Source organism: Ensifer soli (assembly GCF_041928815.1).
Classification (GTDB): Bacteria; Pseudomonadota; Alphaproteobacteria; order Rhizobiales; family Rhizobiaceae; genus JBHFEI01.
On record NZ_JBHFEI010000059.1, the window covers coordinates 1 to 1,335 of the forward strand.

The window sequence follows — 1,335 nt, forward strand, 5'->3', positions numbered from 1 at the left end:
GCGGGTGTGAGATTGTCGAGGCTCTCGTGGTATCGGCGATGGTTGTAGTGCTCGACGAAGGCCGCGATCTGAGCTTCGAGGTCCTCTTGGAAGAAGTAGTTTTCCAAAAGGATGCGGTTCTTGAGCGTCTGGTGCCAGCGTTCGATCTTGCCCTGCGTTTGCGGATGGCCGGGAGCGCCGTGGACCTGGTCGATCTTGTATTTCTCCAGCCATTCGCCGAGGTCGGAAGCGACGTAACACGGGCCGTTGTCGGACAGCAGCCGGGGCCGGTGTTCGACCTTGACCTTATCGCAGCCCGAGGCGGCCAGTGCTAGGTCGAGCGTGTCGGTGACATCATCGACTTTCATGCTGGTGCACAGCTTCCAGGCGATGATGTAACGGGAATAATCGTCGAGGATGGTCGACAGGTAGAACCATCCCCAGCCGATGACCTTCAGGTAAGTAAAGTCGGTTTGCCACATCTCGTTCGGCCGCATGGTCTTGTCCTTGAACTCGTCACTGGCCTTAATGACGATATAGGCTGGCGAGGTGATCAGGTCGTGGGCCTTGAGCAGGCGATAGACCGAAGCCTCTGACACGAAATAGCTTTCCGTGTCGGTGAACTTCACCGCCAGCTCGCGCGGCGACAGATCGGCGTGGTCCAGCGCCATTTCGACAATGCGATCCCGAACATCGTCAGGGATGCGGTTCCACACCCGTGATGGCGCGGACGTCCGGTCTTCCAATCCTTCGACGCCATGGGTCAGGAAACGATCATACCAGCGATAGAATGTCGGCCTTGGAATGCCAAGCCGGTCGAGGGTTTGTCTGGCCGACAGGTGCGACTGCTCGACGAGCCGGATGATTTCCAGTTTCTCGGTGGCGGGATATCTCATTCGTCGTCGCCCCCATCCGCGATCATGCTTTTTTTGAGCAGGCGGTTTTCCAGGGTGAGGTCAGCCAGCGCCTCTTTCAGGTCGCGGCTTTCACGGCGCAGCGTCTTTACCTCGTCGCTGGTGGCCGAGCGAGCAGTGTCGCCAGCAAGGCGCTTCTTGCCCGCTTCAAGGAATTCCTTCGACCAGCTATAATACAGGCTCTCGGCGATCCCTTCGCGGCGGCAGATCGCAGCGATGCTGTCTTCGCCACGCAGCCCTTCCAACACGATGCGGATTTTGTCTTCCGCAGAATGGTGCTTGCGCGTCGCGCGGCGGATGTCCTTGATCGCCTTCTCAGCCGCCGATGTCTGCGGCCCGGTTTTCTGTCTCATCTTCGCTTCCTTCGATAGAGCTACGATGAGCCGAAAATCCTCTCTTCTCAACTCAACCAATTTTGTCTCACAGGCGCTGATGTCGGACA

The 1,335-nt window shown here is 58.3% G+C and carries 1 protein-coding gene; it reads right to left on the reverse strand.

Features of this window, described 5'->3' with window-relative positions; all coding sequences use genetic code 11:
* Nucleotides 1-1,246 (reverse strand): IS3 family transposase gene (locus ACEVQ6_RS23630; RefSeq protein ID WP_374891487.1). Its coding sequence is split into 2 segments (ribosomal slippage), with 1,247 coding nucleotides annotated over them: nt 1-910 and nt 910-1,246; the frame shifts between segments, so codons are not numbered across the junction. This gene is flagged as partial in the annotation.
* Between the last annotated feature and the right edge of the window lie 89 nt (nt 1,247-1,335).